The sequence below is a fragment of the Mycolicibacterium sp. P4_G11 genome, assembly GCF_056555145.1.
This window is the reverse complement of record NZ_JBFUJW010000006.1, coordinates 632067-648626: the sequence shown is the minus strand read 5'-3', so window position 1 is coordinate 648626 and position 16560 is coordinate 632067. Positions and strand designations below refer to the sequence as shown.

The window sequence follows — 16560 nt, the reverse complement described above, 5'->3', positions numbered from 1 at the left end:
ACTGGGGCCGCCCATGAGACACAAGCGCGAAATGATCAACGTCACGGTGTTCACCGTCGTGATGTTGCTGGTCGCCGCCGGCCTGGTGGTGGTGTTCGGCCAGTTCCGATTCGCCTCGTCGTCCACCTATCACGCCAACTTCACCGACGCTTCCCGGCTCAAGGCCGGCGAGGACGTCCGCATCGCGGGTGTCCCGGTGGGCTCGGTGAAGAGCGTGAAGCTCAAGGGCGACAACACCGTTGACGTCAAGTTCACGCTGAACGAGCGGTACCAGCTGTACACCTCGAGCCGCGCCGTCATCCGCTACCAGAACCTGGTCGGCGACCGGTACATGGAGATCACCTCCGGTCCGGGCGAGCTGCGCAAGCTGCCTGCCGGCGGCACCGTGGTCCTCGCCAACACCCAGCCGGCGCTCGACCTCGACGCGCTGCTCGGTGGTCTGCGTCCCGTCGTCAAGGGTCTGGACGGCAAGAAGGTCAACGAGATCACCGCCGCCATGATCGAGGCCCTGCAGGGGCAGGGCGGCGCACTGTCGGACCTGCTGTCCAACACCGGCTCGTTCAGCCAGACGCTGGCCGACCGCGATCAGTTGATCGGTGACACCATCACCAACCTCAATACGGTGCTGGCGACGGTCGACTCCAAGGGCTCCCAGTTCAACACCAGCATCGACCAGCTGCAGCAGCTGATCACCGGCCTGGCCGAGGGACGTGACCCCATCGCCGGCGCCATCGGTCCGCTGGCGTCCGCCGAGAACGACCTGACCGAGATGCTGCAGAAGTCGCGGCGCCCGGTGCAGGGTGTCATCGAGAACGCGCGTCCGTTCGCGCAGCGGATGTACGAACGCCGCGCGGACGTCAACCCGGTCATCGAGAATCTCGCGGAGAACTACCTGCGACTCAACGCCCTGGGCGCCTACGGCGCGTTCTTCAACATCTACTACTGCTCGGTGAAGATCAAGATGAGCGGCCCCGCGGGCAGCGACCTGATCGTGCCGTTCGGTGGTCCCGCGGATCCGTCGAAGGGCAGGTGCTCCGAAAATGGCTAAGCCCGAAAAGGATCCGATCCGCACCGGCATCCTCGGCGTCTTCATCGTGGTCTGCCTCGTGCTGATCTCGTTCGGCTACACCGGGCTGCCGTTCTGGCCGCAGGGCAAGAACTACTCCGCGTTCTTCAGCGATGCCGGTGGCATCACGCCGGGCAGTGACGTCCGGGTCTCGGGCATCAGGGTCGGCAAGGTCGGCACGGTGGAGCTCGCCGGTACCGCGGCGAAGGTGAACTTCACCGTCGACCGTCAGATCAAGGTCGGCGACCAGTCGCTGGTCGCGATCAAGACCGACACCGTGCTGGGCCAGAAGTCCCTGTGGGTGACGCCCAAGGGCGCGAAGGAAGCAACGACGATTCCGTTGGGCCGCACCACGACTCCGTACACGATCAACACCGCGTTGCAGGACCTGGGCCAGAACACCAGCGAGCTGGACAAGCCGCAGATGGAGCAGGCGCTGAAGGTGCTGACCGACACGCTGCACGACGCGACCCCGCAGCTGCGCGGTGCGCTCGACGGTGTGGCGGCCCTGTCCCGCAGCCTCAACACCCGTGACCAGGCGCTCGAGCAGCTGCTGGGCCACGCCAAGAAGGTGTCGGACACCCTGGCGCAGCGTGCCGACCAGGTGAACAAGCTGGTCGTCGACGGCAATCAGCTGTTCGCCGCGCTGGACGAGCGGCGGCAGTCCCTGAGCACGCTGATCTCCGGCATTCGGGGTGTTTCCCAACAGCTTTCGGGATTCGTCTCGGACAACAAGCGGGAGTTCGGGCCTGCGCTCAAGCAGCTGAACCTGGTGATGGACGAGCTGCTCAAGCGCAAGGAGCACATCAGCGAGGCGCTCAAGCGGCTGCCTGGCTACGCCACCGCGCTCGGCGAGGTCGTCGGTAACGGGCCGGGCTTCAACATCAACCTGTACGGCCTGCCGCCGGCGACGATGACGGAAGTCCTGCTCGACACGTACTTCCAGCCAGGCAAGCTGCCCGCCAGCCTCGGAGACATGCTGCGTGGATACATCTCTGAACGGATCGTCGTGAGGCCGAAGTCGCCATGATGAAGAACCTGAAGTCACGTGGGGCGATCATCGCCCTGGTGGTCGCGCTGGTGGCGCTGGTCGCCGGTGGCGCCTACCTGATGTGGCCGTCGCGGGGCGGCCACAAGGTGGTCGCTTACTTCACCAACGCCGTCGGTCTGTACGCAGGCGACGACGTGCGGGTGCTCGGTGTGCCGGTCGGCACCATCGATTCGGTTGAGCCGCAGCCCAATTCGGTCAAGGTCTCCATGACCGTCAAGGACGGCGTGAAGATCCCGGCCGACGCGCGGGCGATCATCATCTCGCCGAACCTGGTGGCGGCGCGGTTCGTGCAGTTCACCCCCGTTTACAACGGCGGCGCGGCGCTGGCCGACGGTGCCGAGGTGCCGCTGGCCCGGACCGGTGTCCCGGTCGAGTGGGACGACGTCAAGAAGCAGCTGACCCAGCTCAGTGCGCAGCTCGGTCCGCAGGACGGTGCCGCGCAGGGTCCGCTCGGTGCGTTCATCAATCAGGCCGCAGACACCCTCGACGGCAAGGGCGACTCGTTCCGCAGTGCATTGCGTGAACTGTCGCAAACCGCTGGGCGCCTTGGTGATTCGCGTGGCGACTTGTTCGGCACGATCAAGAACCTGCAGATTCTGGTCAACGCGCTGTCGAACAGCAACGAGCAGATCGTGCAGTTCACCGACCATGTCGCGTCTGTCTCGCAGGTGTTGGCGGAGAGCTCGGCCGGTCTGGACCAGACCCTCGGTGCCCTGAACCAGGCACTCGGGGACGTCAAGGGCCTGCTGAAGGACAACAACAAGGCGCTGATCGACCAGGTCGGCAAGCTGGCCGAATTCACGCAGATCATCACCGACAACAGCGACAACGTCGAGCAGGTTCTGCACGTGACGCCCAACGGTCTGGCCAACTTCTACAACATCTACAACCCGGCGCAGGGCTCCCTGGACGGTCTGTTGTCGCTGCCGAACTTCTCCAACCCGGTGCAGTTCCTGTGCGGCGGTAACTTCGACGTCGGTGCGACGCCGGACAACTACAAGCGTGCGGAGATCTGCCGTCAGCGCATGGCCCCGGTGCTGCGTCGTATCGCGATGAACTACCCGCCAGTGCTGTTCCACCCGATCAACAGCATCACGGCGTACAAGGGCCAGCTCACCTACGACACCCCGCAGACCGAGGCCAAGGCCCAGACTCCGGTGCCGTACCTGCAGTGGAATGCCGCACCTGGCGTCATCCCGCCGAAGGTTCAGCCGGACGGGACGCTCAGCGACCTGATCCTGCCGCCGCCGGCAGTACCGGGCCAGATTTCTCCGGCCACACCGCCGGTGGGACCAGGCTCTACGCCGCTGAACGGTTCGGGCCCGCTGCCCGGACCCGCCCCGGCGCCCGTTGGCGCGCCGCTGCCCGCTGAAGCCGGAGGTGGCAACTGATGAAGGCGGTCGCGAAAGCCCGTAACGCACGCGGTGCGCGCAGGGCCACCAAGGCGCTGGCACTCGGATCGAGTGCCGTGGTGCTCGCCGGTTGCCAGTTCGGTGGCCTGAACTCGCTGGACATGCCCGGTACTGAAGGCCACGGCGCCGGTTCCTACACCGTGACGGTGCAGCTGCCCGACGTCGCGACGTTGCCGCAGAACTCGCCGGTGATGGTCCACGACGTCACCGTCGGCAGTGTGTCGGGTATCGACGCCGTGCAGCGCCCCGACGGCACCTTCTACGCCGCGGTGAAGCTGTCGCTGAACGGCGACGTGAAGTTGCCGGCGAACGCGACGGCGAAGGTCGCGCAGACCTCGCTGCTGGGTTCGCAGCACGTGCAGCTTGGGGATCCGGTAGGGAAGGCTCCGGAGGGCCGGCTCAAGCAGGGCTCAGAGATTCCGCTGTCGCACACCGCCCGCTACCCGACCACCGAAGAGGTGCTGTCGTCGCTCGGCCTGGTGGTGAACAAGGGCAATCTCGGTGCGCTGCAGGACATCACCGATGAGGCTTACGCCGCGGTGGCCGGCCGGGCCGGGCAGTTCGTCGACTTCATCCCGCGGTTGGCCGAGCTCACCCAATCCCTGGACAAGCAGACCAGCGACATCGTCGGGGCCATGGACGGGCTGAACCGCTTCGCCTCGATCCTGGCCAAGAGCAAGGACAGCCTGGGCCGCACGCTGGACACGTTGCCCGGCGCGATCAAGGTGCTCAACGACAACCGTAAGAACATCGTGGACGCGTTCACCGCGCTGCGGAAGCTCGCAGTTGTCGGCGCCAAGGTCATGACCGCCACCAAGGATGACTTCGCCGCGGACTTCAAGGACATCTTCCCGGTCATCAAGGCGTTCAACGACAACGCCGACGAATTCATCCACGACCTGGACCTGGTTCCGACATTCCCGTTCTCCAACAAGTACTTCCGGAACGCGGTGCGCGGCGACTACCTGAACGTGTTCGTGACGTTCGACCTGACGTTGCGACGCCTCGGCGAGACCGTCTTCACCACCTCGGGGGCCTTCGACCCGAACATGCGGCACCTGGATGAAGTGGTCAACCCGCCGGACTTCCTGTTGGGAGCACTGGCGAACCTGTCGGGACAGGCCGCCGATCCGTTCAAGATTCCAGCAGGCACAGCGACGCAACATGGAGGGGTGAAGCCGTAATGTTGTTGACCCGTCTTGCGCGTTTCCAGCTGGCGATCTTCGGTGTCGTCACCATCATCTGCCTCGCCCTGATCACGACGTCCTACCTGCACCTGCCGGCCGCGGTCGGCCTGGGTGTCTACAACGTGGACGCCAAGTTCGTGGTCGGTGGCGGCATCTACCAGAACGCCAACGTCACCTACCGCGGCGTGACGGTCGGTCGCGTGCAGAACGTCGGCCTGACCGACAACGGCGTGACGACCCAGATGCGGCTGAACACCGACGCCCCGGTGCCGGACAACGTCACCGCGACCGTCAAGAGCGTGTCGGCGATCGGTGAGCAGTACATCGACCTGGTGCCGCCGGCCAACCCGTCGAAGAACATGCTGAAGGACGGCGCCACCATCGGCGTCGACCGGACTGCAGTCGGCCAGGACATCGCGGACCTGCTCAACCAGGCTCAGAGCCTGGTCAGCAGCATCAGCAACACGCGGTTGCAGGACCTGCTGCGGGAGTCGTTCAAAGCGTTCAACGGATCCGGTCCGGAACTGTCGCGGATGATCCAGTCGTCGCGGCTGCTGGTGGATGAGGCCAACGCCAACTCGGGCGAGATCAACAAGCTGCTCGATCAGGCCGGGCCGCTGCTGAAGGCGCAGATTCGTGCCGGCGCCGACCTCAAGACCATGGCGAGCAGCCTCGCGACGCTGACCGGTGAGGCCGCCCACGCCGACCCGCAGATCCGCTCGCTGCTGAAGACCGTCCCGGGCGCCGTCCAGACCGTCAACGAGACGTTCGACGGCATCCGCCCGACGTTCCCGGTGCTGGCGGCCAACCTGGCCAACTTCGGCCGGATAGGCGTGATCTACCACAAGTCGATCGAGCAGGCGCTGGTGATCTTCCCGGCGCTGATCGCGGCCCTGCTGACCGACGCCGGTGGGTTGCCCATCGACGAAGGCGCGAAGCTGGACTTCAAGCTCAGCCTCGGCCAGCCGCCGTGCTTGACGGGCTTCATCCCGGCCCCGGAGATCCGGACGCCGGCCGACACCACCGTGCGCGACCTGCCCAAGGACCTGTACTGCAAGACCGCGCAGAGCGATCCGAGCACGGTCCGCGGTGCCCGCAACTACCCCTGCATGGAGTACCCGGGCAAGCGCGGTCCCACGGTCCAGATCTGCCGCGACCCGCGTGGTTACGTGCCGATCGGCAGCAACCCGTGGCGTGGCCCGCCGGTGCCGTACGGCACCCCGGTCAACGACCCGCGCAACATCACCCCGCCGAATATGTTCCCGATGATCCCGCCGGGAGCCGACTACGACCCGGGTCCGCCGTCGGTGCAGTTGCCGCCGGGGGTGCCCGCCGGGCCGGGACCTGCGCCCAACGCGCCGTTCCCGCTGCCGTACCCGCCGAGCGATCCGGGTCCGCAGCCGCTGCCTTGGCCGTTCTTCGCGCCGCCGGATCAGGTGACTCCGCCGTACGCGATCAACAACCCGCCGGCGCCTGGCCCCGAGAGCCAGCCGCAGGCAAGCGGACCCAAGGGACCGCAGAGTACGACGTACGATGCGAATACCGGGGTCTTCGCAGACCCTGCCGGCGGTACGGGAGTGTTCAACGCCGGCTCGAGTAATGGCGACACAGGCGAGTCCTGGGTCGACCTGATGAAGGATCCAAGGCAGGTTTGATGAGTGACCAACCGGCTGCGACGGACGAGACGTCGGAGCCGCCGGTGAACCGCGTGCGTCGGCGGGCTTCACGGCCCGCCGGCAGCAGCGGCTCAGCAGAGGCTTCAACAGTGCTCGACGTGGCGATTCCGTCGACATCGAGCAAGACATCAACAGAATCGGGAACCACCAAGTCGGTACGTTCGGCGATCCAGGTACCGCGGCGGCAACCGCACCGGTCCCTGGTCGCGACCGTCGGCCTGGCGGTCGTCACCGTCCTGGTGGCGGCGCTGGCCAGCGGCACCTGGTTCCTCCGGCACGGCAACGGACAGATCGAGGCGACGCAGGACCGCGATCAGCGGTTCGTGGACACCGCGAAGCAGACCGTGGTCAACATGTTCAGTTACACGCAGAAGACCGTCGACGAGAGCGTGAACCGCTTCGTCAACGGCATCGGCCCCGGCCCGCTGCGCGACATGATGAACCAGAGCAACAACGCCGAGAACCTGAAGTACCTGTTCAAGCAGACTCAGGCCAACTCGGAGGCGGTCATCACCGCGGCGGCGCTGGAGAGCGTCGACAACACCTCCAACATCGCGAAGGTGCTGGTGACGGTCCGGGTGACCCTGACCGACATCAACGGGGTGAACCAGCCGTCGACGCCCTACCGGCAGCGCGTGTTCATCCGTGAGGACGACAGCGGCCACATGGCGGCCTACGACATCAAATACCCGGACGGAGGCAACTGATGAACCGGTTGTCCACAGTCCTGACCGCGGTCCTCGGTGCGGTGCTGGCGGTTGCCGTGGTGGCGCTCGGGGCGCTCGGCGGCTCGGCGTATTGGAACCACGTGCAGCTGGCCGGTGAGCAGGAGGCCGCGGCCGAACTGCCCGACCTGGCCAAGTCTCAGATCCCGCAGATTCTCGGCTACGAGTACAGCAGCGTGCAGCGTTCCACCACGCAGGCGCTGACGCTGATGACGCCGGAGTTCCGCAAGCGGTACGAGGAACTGACGGCCAAGAACAACATCTTCAACGACGCGGTCAAGCGCAAGCTGATCAGCCAGGTGAATGTGGTCGGCGCGGGCATGATCGCGTCGCACCGCGACACCGGGTCGGTGCTGGCGTTCGTCAACCGGGTCATCACCGATGAGCGCAAGCAGCCCAACTATGAGGGCAGCCGGCTGAAGGTCGACTACCGCAAGATCAACGGCAAGTGGCTGATCGACGAGATGACGCCGATCTTCTAGCACCCCAACATGATTCAGGCCCCGGAGCGGAAGCTCCGGGGCCTGAATCGTTCTGTACGGTCGCGGCGTCAGTCGCGGGTGTGCGCCAGGGCGTCGAGGAACGCCCGGGCCCAGCGGTCGACGTCATGAGCGAGCACCTGACGACGCAGCGCGCGCATGCGACGTCGTCCCTCTTCCGGGGACTGGGTCAGGGCGTCGGCGATCGCGTCCTTGACCCCGTCCAGATGGTGCGGGTTGGTCAGGTACGCCTGCCGCAATTCCTCTGCCGCACCGGTGAATTCGCTGAGCACGAGCGCGCCGCCGAGGTCGCTGCGGCAGGCCACGTACTCCTTGGCCACCAGGTTCATGCCGTCGCGCAACGGCGTCACCAGCATGACGTCCGCGGCGACGAAGAAGGCGATGAGCTCGTCGCGGCCGATCGCCCGGTGCATGTACTGCACGACCGCGTGGCCGACTTCGCTGTATTCGCCATTGATGTGGCCCACCTGGCGCTCGATGTCCTCGCGCATGACCTTGTAGCTCTCCACCCGTTCCCGGCTCGGGGTGGCGAGCTGAACCAGCACGGTGTCGTGCCGGTTGGCGCGGCCTTCGGCGAGCAGCTCGGAGAACGCCCGCAGCCGCACGTCGATGCCCTTGGTGTAGTCCAGCCGGTCCACGCCGAGCATGATCTTGCGCGGGTTGCCCAGTTCATCGCGGATCTGACGGGCTCGCTGCCGGATGGTGCGGCTACGGGCCTGGGCGTCCAGCGCGGCCGAGTCGATCGAGATGGGGAAGGCGCCGACCTTGACGGTGCGATTGTCGTGGGTCACCTCGCCGAACCGGGAGCGCACGCCGATGGTGTGGCGGGTGGTGTTGGCGTCGAGCAACCGGCGGGCCAGCACCAGGAAGTTCTGTGCGCCGCCTGGCAGATGGAAGCCGACCAGGTCGGCGCCGAGCAGGCCCTCGATGATCTCGGTGCGCCACGGCATCTGCATGAACAGCTCGACGGGCGGGAACGGGATGTGCAGGAAGAACCCGATGGTCAGGTCGGGGCGTAGTTCCCGCAGCATCTTGGGTACCAGCTGCAGCTGGTAGTCCTGTACCCAGACGGTCGCACCCTGCGCTGCCGTGCGGGCAGTGGCCTCGGCGAAGCGCTTGTTGACCGCCACGTAGGCGTCCCACCAGTGGCGGTGATAGGTGGGCTTGACGATGACGTCGTGGTACAGCGGCCACAGTGTCGCGTTGGAGAAGCCCTCGTAGTAGTCGGCGATGTCGTCGGCCGACAGGCTGACCGGGCACAGCGTCAGCTCGTCCTGAGCGATCGGCTCTTCGTCGCTGTCGGCGACGCCGGGCCAGCCGATCCAGGCGCCGCGCTGCTTGCGCAGCAACGGCTCCAGGGCGGTGACGAGACCGCCTGGGCTGCGCTTCCAGGTGATGGAGCCGTCCGGAAGCCGTTCCATGTCGACGGGCAGCCGGTTGGCGACCACGACGAAGTCGGAGTTGCCGACCGGGGACTGCTTGGCGGCCTTACCGCCCTTGGTGGTCTTGGGAGTCGCGGCGGAACCGGCAGAAGTGTCGTTGCCTCCGCGGGCCGTCACGCGTCGAGCTTCGTGGGCCCGATACCCAGCATGGACAGGAACATGCGGCACTCGTCAGCGTCGTTGGCGTACGCGGCGACGACCCGGCGGGCCTGACGGGCGGTGCTGTCGGCCAGGGGCTCCACGTCGCCGATATCTGCGGGATCAGTTTTTGCAGGCATTACACAACTCTAGGCGACTGTTGTTACGGGCTGGAACTCACCGACGAGTGCGGGTGCGCCTCGGGTGCCTGGTTCTCCGAGAGGCCGATGCATTCGCCGGTGTTGTGGCCGGTGCACGGGATTCCGTCGATTTCGCCGAGCTGGTCGGACGGCCCGGATACCGGTCCGGGGGCCTGGTCGTTGCCGCCCTCGAAACATGAACCGCTGACAGGGTTTTCGGTCATTCCCGGCGGACAGTTGGTGTCGCCGAGCAATGCGGTGGACGCCGGGCTGCCGAGAGCGAAAACGGCGGGTGCGGCGACCGTCGCGATGGCGAAGCCGGCGGCCACCAGGAGGCGCCGGTGGATCGGGTGGATGGTCATGACGTCACGCTTTCGTCAGGGAAAATTTCAGGGTACGCCCAGGTGCTGTGTGGCGGACGGGGAATGTGTGGTCCGGGGTGTGGATGGGAAATAGGCGCCGGACCAGCATTGTGTACAACTTTTGAAAAGTGTATACAGGACGTGTCCCCGTCGATCTGTCTATGAGGAGTACGTCGGTGCAGTTTTCAGTTCAGGGTTGGTTGACGGATCGGACCGTGTTGATCACCGGCGGTGGCAGCGGAATCGGCAAGGCCATCGCACACGGCGTCGTGGCCGCCGGCGGCAACGCCCTCATCGTCGGCCGCACCGAGGCCACGCTGCAGTCCGCCGCCGAGGAAATTTCGGCGGCCGGGGGACCGGGCGCCATCCGCTTCCAGACCGCCGACGTCACCAACGAGGACGACGTGGCCGCCGCCGTCGCGACCGCCGCCGCCTGGAACGGCAAGCTCGCCGGCGCCGTGCACTGTGCCGGTGGCTCACTGACCGTCGGGCCCGTCACGCACCTGGATTCGGAGATGTGGCGGCAGACCGTCGACCTGAACGTCAACGGCAGCATGTACGTCGTCAAGCACACCGCGCGGGAGATGGTGCGCGGCGGCGGCGGATCGTTCGTCGGCATCTCTTCGATCGCGGCGAGCAACACCCACCGCTGGTTCGGCCCGTACGGCGTCACCAAGTCGGCGCTCGATCACCTCGTGCAGTTGGCGGCCGACGAGCTCGGCGCCTCCTGGGTGCGGGCCAACAGCATCCGTCCCGGCCTGATCCGCACCGACCTGGTGGCAGCCAGCATCTTCGAATTCGAGCCGCTGCGTGAGGATTACAAGCAGTGCACCCCGCTGCCCCGCGCCGGCGAGGTCGAGGACGTCGCCAACCTGGCGCTGTTCCTGCTCAGTGACGCATCGCAGTGGATCACCGGCCAGCTGATCAACGTCGACGGCGGCCAGAAGCTGCGCCGTGGCCCGGACTTCTCGGCCATGATGGAGCCGATGTTCGGCGCCGACGCCATGCGCGGGGTGTTCGCCGACTGAGGCTGTTCGTGGCGCTTGCGCAGAGGTTTGTGGTCAGTATTTTGGCGCCAAACCGAGGCGTTGCCGGCGCTTACGATCGATGAATGACGCAGCCTCCATATCCGCCGCCCGGCTATCAAGGGCCTGGATACCAAGGGCACGGTGCTCCGCAGCAGTACGGGCCGCCGGCTCCGCCGTGGCCGAATTCGGCGCAGCCGGGGGTCGGTAGTCAAGGGCCGCAACAGTATTGGCAAGCTCCGTATGGCCAGGCCCCGCAGGGTCAGTGGCCGCAGTACACGCCACCGCCGCCGAAGAGCGGCCGTCGCGCGCTCGGTGTAGTCGCTGCAATATTCGCCATACCGGTGGGCATCGCAGCGGTAGTCGGTATTACCTCGAGCATTCGGGGCGAACCGCCTACTACCGCGAACACCGCGGACGATTTCAATGCCGCTTGCAAGAACGGTTCGGTGAGCAATGCCGCCGACTACCAAAAGCCCTACAAGATCGTCGCGTTCTACGAGTCGGTGGGCAGCATCAGTAAGTGGACAGCGGTGTCGATGGCGGGCGCCGACGGAGGGTATTCCGGGGCCAATTCGCCGCCTTCGTCGATCAATGTCGTCGCGTGCCTGTCGCGGCTGTCTGCCACCGAGAAGAAAGAGGGCACCTGTGAATATGAGAGCCGGGGCGACACGGACCGCGTGACTCGTTACTCGGTCGACTACGACGTAGAGATACGCGAGGCCAAAACCGGCAAGCGAATCAAGAGTCTCGGTTCGGTGAAAGGCCTCTTGGACCATTGCCCGATCATGGCCACGTACCGCAGCTCAAGTCCCAAAATCTACGGTGCCCCTGACAAAGACCAGTTGAATGCGATGCTGAAGGAATTCGCCGCCGGGTAGGTGAGTAGCCGCTATTTGGGCGCGACCACGCCGTGGTCGTAGGCGTAGACGATCGCGGCCGCGCGGTCCCGCAGGTCCAGCTTGGTGAAGATGCGCCCGATATGGCTCTTCACCGTCACCTCCGAGATGACCAGCCGGCCGGCGATCTCGGCGTTGGTCGCGCCCGATCCGATCAGCTCGAGCACGTCGAGTTCGCGGGCGGTCAGCCGGTCGGCGACATCGTCGGACGGTACGCCGGGGGCGCGCCGGTAGCCGTTCAGCACGCGGGCGGTCACGGCGGGATCCAGGTACGCCTCGCCGCGGGCGACGGCGTGCACGGCCCGGATCAGTTCCTCGGCCGGTGAGTCCTTGAGGACGAAGCCCGACGCCCCGGCGCGCAGTGCCGCGGACAACAGGTCGTCGTCGTCGAAAGTGGTGAGCGCCAAGGCCGGTGGGCCGCCGCCGGTGCGCAGGGCCCGGATGGCGTCGACGCCACTGACGCGCTTCATCCGCAGGTCCATCACGACGACGTCAGGGCGGCACCGGAGCACTTCGCGGGGTACCTCGTCGCCGTCGGCGCATTCGCCGACGATGGTGAAGCCGTCCTTACGCCGCAGGATCCGGCGCAGGCCCGAGCGGACGAGCTCCTGATCGTCGACCAGCAGTACGTCGACGGTCGAACCATCTTTCGGGACTGCGCCGTCAGCCATTGTGGGTCTCGTTGCGTGACATCCGGATTCGGTGCATGGCGCAGTGCTGGGTTGCCGTCGGGGTGACCGGCACGCGAGCCTGGACCGTCCACCCGTCCGGTCCGGGACCGGCCTGGAAATCGCCGTCGAGCAACGCGATGCGCTGGCGCATGCCCGGCAGTCCCGCGCCCGCCGGCCCGCTGGTCACCGGGCGCCGCAGCTCGTTGTTGACCGACAGGATGGCCGTTCCTTTCTCCACATACAGTCGCAGCCTTGCCGCGGATGCCGGGGCGTGCTTGGCGACGTTCGCCAACGATTCCTGGGCCACCCGATACAACGCCAGGCCGATCCCCGCGGTGACCGATGTCGGGTCGACCTCGATGCTCGACTCCACATGCAATCCCGCGTCGGCGAAACTCGTCACCAGGTCGGGTATGTCGGACAACCCGGGCTCGGGGGTCAGCCGCAGCGGCGCCGCGTCGCGCGCGCCGAGCAGGCCGACGGTCTGCCGGATGTCCGACATGGCCTGCCGGCCGAGACGCTCGGCGTCCAGCAGGCCGTCGACCGCCTCGTCGACGTCGTTGTCCTCTTGCAGCGCCCGCCGGGCGCCGGTCAGATGCAGCATCGTCACCGACAGCGAGTGGGCGATCACGTCGTGTATCTCGCGGGCGATCCGGCGTCGTTCATCTGCGGTCGCCTGTTCGGTGAGGGCGGCCTGGCGCGCGCGCTCCTCCAGGACGAGACGCTGCTGCAACTGCAGGATGCGGCCGATCATCGCGGCGATGGCCAGGAAGAACAGCAGGTACGGCACATAGGTGGTGAGATGCCCGGCGCGGGCGGCGCCGACCAGGAGCACGGCGCATCCCGCCGCGGCCACCAGTCCGTGCCGCACCGAACCCAGCGCGAACACCTCACCGAGCATGAACATCAGCAGGAACGGCGCCGCGTCGAGGAAGACCGGCGGCCAGCACAGCAACAGCAGACCGACGCCCGTAAGTACCGAGGCTGCGGTGGTCAGAGTCGACGGCTTGTGGCCGAACACGATGAACGCGACGATCGGCGCGAACACCAGTGAGATGGCGACGACCAACAGCCACGGCCGGGCGAAATCCCGTTGCATCGCGGCGGTGCCGGCAACCAGCAGCGACCCGCTGTACATGACGACCGGGACGGTGAACGGGAACTGGTAGGACATCAGGCCGCGTCGTCGCAGGGCGAAGTCGCGGATCCAGGCCATACCGCCAGCCTAGAGCCGGTGTCGGGATTTACACATCATTCGCGGGGCGGCCCGGTTCTCCTACCGCGGTAGGAGGCCCGGTCTCGTCCCCAGCACGACGCTTCCGGACCCCGGTCGCTCGTAGTTTCAGATCCCATGTGGGACGCCATCGCAAGATTCTGTAGCCGCTTCGCGGTCCTGATCATCGGATTGTGGGTGCTGGCCGCGGCGGCGGGCAATCTCCTTGTGCCGCAGGTGGAAACCACCGCGCACAACCACGCGCGGGGCTTCTTGCCCGCGGACGCACCGGTGAACCTCGCCGGTGTTCAGATGGACCAGCAGTTCCACGACGGATCGGGCGGCAACCTCAATTACCTGGTGCTGGAGGGCGATCACCCGCTGGGCCCGCCGGAGCGGGCTTACTACGACCGCCTGCTGAGTACGCTGCGCGCGGATACCGCGGATGTGGATTCGGTGATGGACCTGTGGTCCGATCCGGTGACGGCCTCCGGCGCGCAGAGCACCGACGGCAAGGCCGTCTACACGATGCTGCGGATTCGCGGCGAACTCGGTGCGGCCAAGGCGAATGCCGCGCTGGATGCCGTGCGGCGCATCGTCGCGGACGCGCCCGCACCGCCGGGCCTGCACGCCTACGTCACCGGTCCGGGTGCCACCATCGCCGATGAGCTCAGTGCCATCGACAAGCAGATGCTGATGATCACCGGGGTGACCGTGGTGCTGATCGCCGTGTTGCTGTTCGTGGTGTACCGGTCGGTGGTCACGGCGGCGATCCCGTTGCTGACTGTCGGCCTGGGGCTCGGGGTGGCGCGGGGATTCGTCGCGTTCCTGGGGGAGCGGGACCTGATCGAGGTGTCGATCTTCTCGGTGTCGTTGTTGGCCGCGATGGTGCTCGGTGCGGCAACTGATTACGGCATCTTCTTGCTGGGGCGCTACCACGAACAGCGACGAGCCGGTGTCGACCACGAGGACGCGCTGGTCATCGCGAACCGCAGCGTGGCGCCGGTGATCGCGGCGTCCGGCCTGACCATCGCGGCGGCGTTGTCCTGTCTGCTGTTCGCTCAGGTCGGCATGCTCCGCAGCGCCGGATTGCCCTGTGCGATCGGCATTCTCACCGGGATGTTCGCATCGCTCACCTTGTTGCCGGCGTTCATCGGGCTGGCCGGCCGGCATGGCCTGGCACAGCCGCGAGCGCGCGCCGCCGCCAAGGCGCCCGGGCGGAGCTGGCGCCGGGTCGGGACCGTCGTCGCCCGGTGGCCGGGGCCGGTGCTGGTGGCCTCGGCGCTGGTTCTGGTGGTGTGCGCCATCCCGGTGGCCGGCGTCCGTCTGGGCTTCGATGAGCTTGCCGCACAACCGGATACCACGCATGCCAACCGCGGGTACCAGGCCATGGATCGGCACTTCCCGCCCAACCGGCTGTTGCCCGAGATCGTGTCCATCGAGACCGATCACGATCTGCGCAACCCGGCGGGCGTCATCGCTGTCGAACGGATGACCCGAAAGATCATGGAGATTCCGGGTATTCGTATGGTGCAGTCGGCTTCGCGGCCGTCGGGCTCGCTGCCCGAGCAGGCCGCGCTGACCGATCAGGCCGGCACCATCGCCGACCAGCTCGATGACGGGGTGGCCCAGCTGAGCAAGCGGCTCGGTTCCGTCAATCAGCTGTCCGCGACGCTGGACCAGTTCTCTTCGGCGATAACGCAATTGCAGAACGGGCTCGGTGGCAGCGTCCGCGGGCTCGGGCAGCTCGGCTCCGGAATCGAGGCGATGCACGGCGGCATGCAGCAGTTGCGGGACAACGTCACCTCGGTGTCGCAGTACCTGGATCCGTTGCGCGGCTTCACGGGCGCCAACCCGAATTGCGCGGGCGACGCCATCTGCTCACTGGTACTCAGGGTCGTCGAGCCGATGGATTCCGTGGTGGCGGCCACCGGCACGCTGACCGACAGCACGGTGGGTTTCAGTGCAGGCACCACAGAGATGGCGCGGTCACTGACCGGTGCGCAGGCGTCGGTGCGTTCGATGCGGGCTGCCGTCGACCAACTCGGTGCGGTGACAACGCAATTGACCAAGACCGTCGGCGAGACCCGCGGCATGTTCACCGGGCTGACCGACTATCTGCGCGGGGTGCGTGCGGATTTCCAGGACAGTGGCGCGGGTGGCTTCTATCTGCCGCAACGCGCGTGGCAGGACCCGCGCTTCCAGCGCGCGGCCGGGTTGTACTTCGCGCCCGACGGCCGGTCGACGCGGCTGCTGGTCTACGGCGACGGCAAGGTGTTCGGCACCGACGGGGCGCTACGGTCACCCGAGATTCTGGCTGCCGTGCGCGAGTCGACAAAAGAGGGCACGCTGGTCCGAAACACGGTGTATGTCACTGGCTTTGGCACCGGCACCGCGGAGCTTCGTGGCTATGTGTCCGATGACTTCCTGCTGCTCGCCGGAGTAGCGCTGGCGCTGGTTTTCCTGATCATCCTCGTCATGCTGCGCAGCCCGGTGGCGGCCGCGGTGGTGATCGGCACCGTCGTGGTGTCGTACGCGTCGGCGCTCGGGGTCAGTGCCTTCATCTGGCAAGACCTGCTGGGCAACGATCTGCACTGGGCGGTGCCGTCGATCGCGTTGATCGCGTTGGTGGCCGTCGGCGCGGACTACAACCTGCTGCTGACCATGCGGCTGCGCGAGGAGGTGACCCGGCCGGACGCGGGCTTGAAGACCGGCATGATCCGGACGTTCGGCGGCACCGGCGGCGTGGTCACCACCGCCGGAATTGTCTTCGGCATCACAATGTTTGCGATGCTCTCCAGCGACGTGCTGAGCATCGAACAGGTCGGCACCACCATCGGCGTCGGCCTGCTGATCGACACCCTGATCGTGCGGACTTTCGTGGTGCCGGGCATCGCCGGGCTGCTCGGCCGGTGGTTCTGGTGGTCGCCGGTGCCGTTGGTGCGCGGCGTGCTGGCCCGGACCTTCACGCGTAGGGAACGGACGCCGCGCCGCCCCGCCGGGCGTCGGGTGTTCCGGGCTGAACCCGCCGTGAACCTGAGCTGACCGTCCGG

The 16560-nt window shown here is 66.8% G+C and carries 15 protein-coding genes; 10 read left to right on the top strand and 5 right to left on the bottom strand.

From position 1 onward, the window contains the following. The first annotated feature begins 13 nt into the window (after positions 1-13). From AC1U2B_RS17450 to AC1U2B_RS17420, 7 genes are read left to right on the top strand one after another with little or no spacing between them, the layout of a single operon-like run. Complete coding sequence (locus tag AC1U2B_RS17450) at positions 14-1048, top strand: MCE family protein (RefSeq protein ID WP_480217718.1); 1035 nt, start codon at positions 14-16, stop codon at positions 1046-1048. Then, positions 1041-2096, top strand: a complete 1056-nt coding sequence (locus AC1U2B_RS17445; RefSeq protein WP_480217717.1) for an MCE family protein — start codon at positions 1041-1043, stop codon at positions 2094-2096. The genes AC1U2B_RS17450 and AC1U2B_RS17445 overlap by 8 nt, the downstream gene beginning before the upstream one ends. After that, a complete protein-coding gene (locus AC1U2B_RS17440; RefSeq protein ID WP_480217767.1) occupies positions 2096-3508 on the top strand; it encodes an MCE family protein in 1413 nt (470 codons plus the stop codon). Before AC1U2B_RS17445 ends, AC1U2B_RS17440 begins: the two co-directional genes overlap by 1 nt. Beyond that, a complete protein-coding gene (locus AC1U2B_RS17435; protein WP_480217716.1) occupies positions 3508-4713 on the top strand; it encodes an MCE family protein in 1206 nt (401 codons plus the stop codon). Before AC1U2B_RS17440 ends, AC1U2B_RS17435 begins: the two co-directional genes overlap by 1 nt. A 2-nt stretch (positions 4714-4715) precedes the next feature. Further along, positions 4716-6371: an MCE family protein gene (locus AC1U2B_RS17430; protein ID WP_480217766.1), complete on the top strand. Its 1656-nt coding sequence runs from the start codon at positions 4716-4718 to the stop codon at positions 6369-6371. Continuing rightward, positions 6371-7099 carry an Rv1363c family protein gene (locus AC1U2B_RS17425; protein ID WP_480217715.1) on the top strand — a complete coding sequence of 243 codons (729 nt, stop codon included), beginning with the start codon at positions 6371-6373 and terminating at the stop codon, positions 7097-7099. The genes AC1U2B_RS17430 and AC1U2B_RS17425 overlap by 1 nt, the downstream gene beginning before the upstream one ends. After that, entirely contained in the window at positions 7099-7599 is a 501-nt protein-coding gene (locus AC1U2B_RS17420; protein ID WP_480217714.1) for a mammalian cell entry protein, read from the top strand. Before AC1U2B_RS17425 ends, AC1U2B_RS17420 begins: the two co-directional genes overlap by 1 nt. Positions 7600-7667: 68 nt before the next feature. Here the strand turns inward: AC1U2B_RS17420 and AC1U2B_RS17415 are convergent, their stop codons facing one another. The 3 genes from AC1U2B_RS17415 to AC1U2B_RS17405 all read right to left on the bottom strand — a co-directional run bounded on the left by AC1U2B_RS17415 (position 7668) and on the right by AC1U2B_RS17405 (position 9699). After that, the gene (locus AC1U2B_RS17415) at positions 7668-9065 is read right to left on the bottom strand and encodes an alpha,alpha-trehalose-phosphate synthase (UDP-forming) (protein WP_480217765.1); all 1398 of its coding nucleotides are present in this window, start codon (positions 9063-9065) and stop codon (positions 7668-7670) included. A 107-nt stretch (positions 9066-9172) separates the two neighbouring features. Beyond that, positions 9173-9337: a hypothetical protein gene (locus AC1U2B_RS17410; protein ID WP_090562895.1), complete on the bottom strand. Its 165-nt coding sequence runs from the start codon at positions 9335-9337 to the stop codon at positions 9173-9175. Positions 9338-9360: 23 nt separating this feature from the next. Then, entirely contained in the window at positions 9361-9699 is a 339-nt protein-coding gene (locus tag AC1U2B_RS17405; RefSeq protein ID WP_480217713.1) for an intersectin-EH binding protein Ibp1, read from the bottom strand. Between the two features lie 176 nt (positions 9700-9875). On the opposite strand from AC1U2B_RS17405, the gene AC1U2B_RS17400 reads away from it, so the two are divergent. Both AC1U2B_RS17400 and AC1U2B_RS17395 read left to right on the top strand, forming a co-directional pair. Continuing rightward, positions 9876-10727: an SDR family oxidoreductase gene (locus tag AC1U2B_RS17400; RefSeq protein ID WP_480217712.1), complete on the top strand. Its 852-nt coding sequence runs from the start codon at positions 9876-9878 to the stop codon at positions 10725-10727. Between the two features lie 341 nt (positions 10728-11068). After that, positions 11069-11605 (top strand): hypothetical protein, encoded by a 537-nt coding sequence (locus AC1U2B_RS17395; protein WP_480217711.1) that lies wholly within the window; start codon positions 11069-11071, stop codon positions 11603-11605. 11 nt (positions 11606-11616) lie between these two features. Here the strand turns inward: AC1U2B_RS17395 and AC1U2B_RS17390 are convergent, their stop codons facing one another. Both AC1U2B_RS17390 and AC1U2B_RS17385 read right to left on the bottom strand, forming a co-directional pair. Further along, the gene (locus tag AC1U2B_RS17390) at positions 11617-12294 is read right to left on the bottom strand and encodes a response regulator (protein WP_480217710.1); all 678 of its coding nucleotides are present in this window, start codon (positions 12292-12294) and stop codon (positions 11617-11619) included. Next, positions 12287-13510 (bottom strand): sensor histidine kinase, encoded by a 1224-nt coding sequence (locus tag AC1U2B_RS17385; RefSeq protein WP_480217709.1) that lies wholly within the window; start codon positions 13508-13510, stop codon positions 12287-12289. The genes AC1U2B_RS17390 and AC1U2B_RS17385 overlap by 8 nt, the downstream gene beginning before the upstream one ends. 135 nt (positions 13511-13645) lie before the next feature. Between AC1U2B_RS17385 and AC1U2B_RS17380 the strand changes: the two genes are divergently transcribed. Then, on the top strand, positions 13646-16552 hold the full coding sequence (locus tag AC1U2B_RS17380) for an MMPL/RND family transporter (RefSeq protein ID WP_480217708.1): 2907 nt from the start codon (positions 13646-13648) through the stop codon (positions 16550-16552). Positions 16553-16560: the final 8 nt, after the last annotated feature.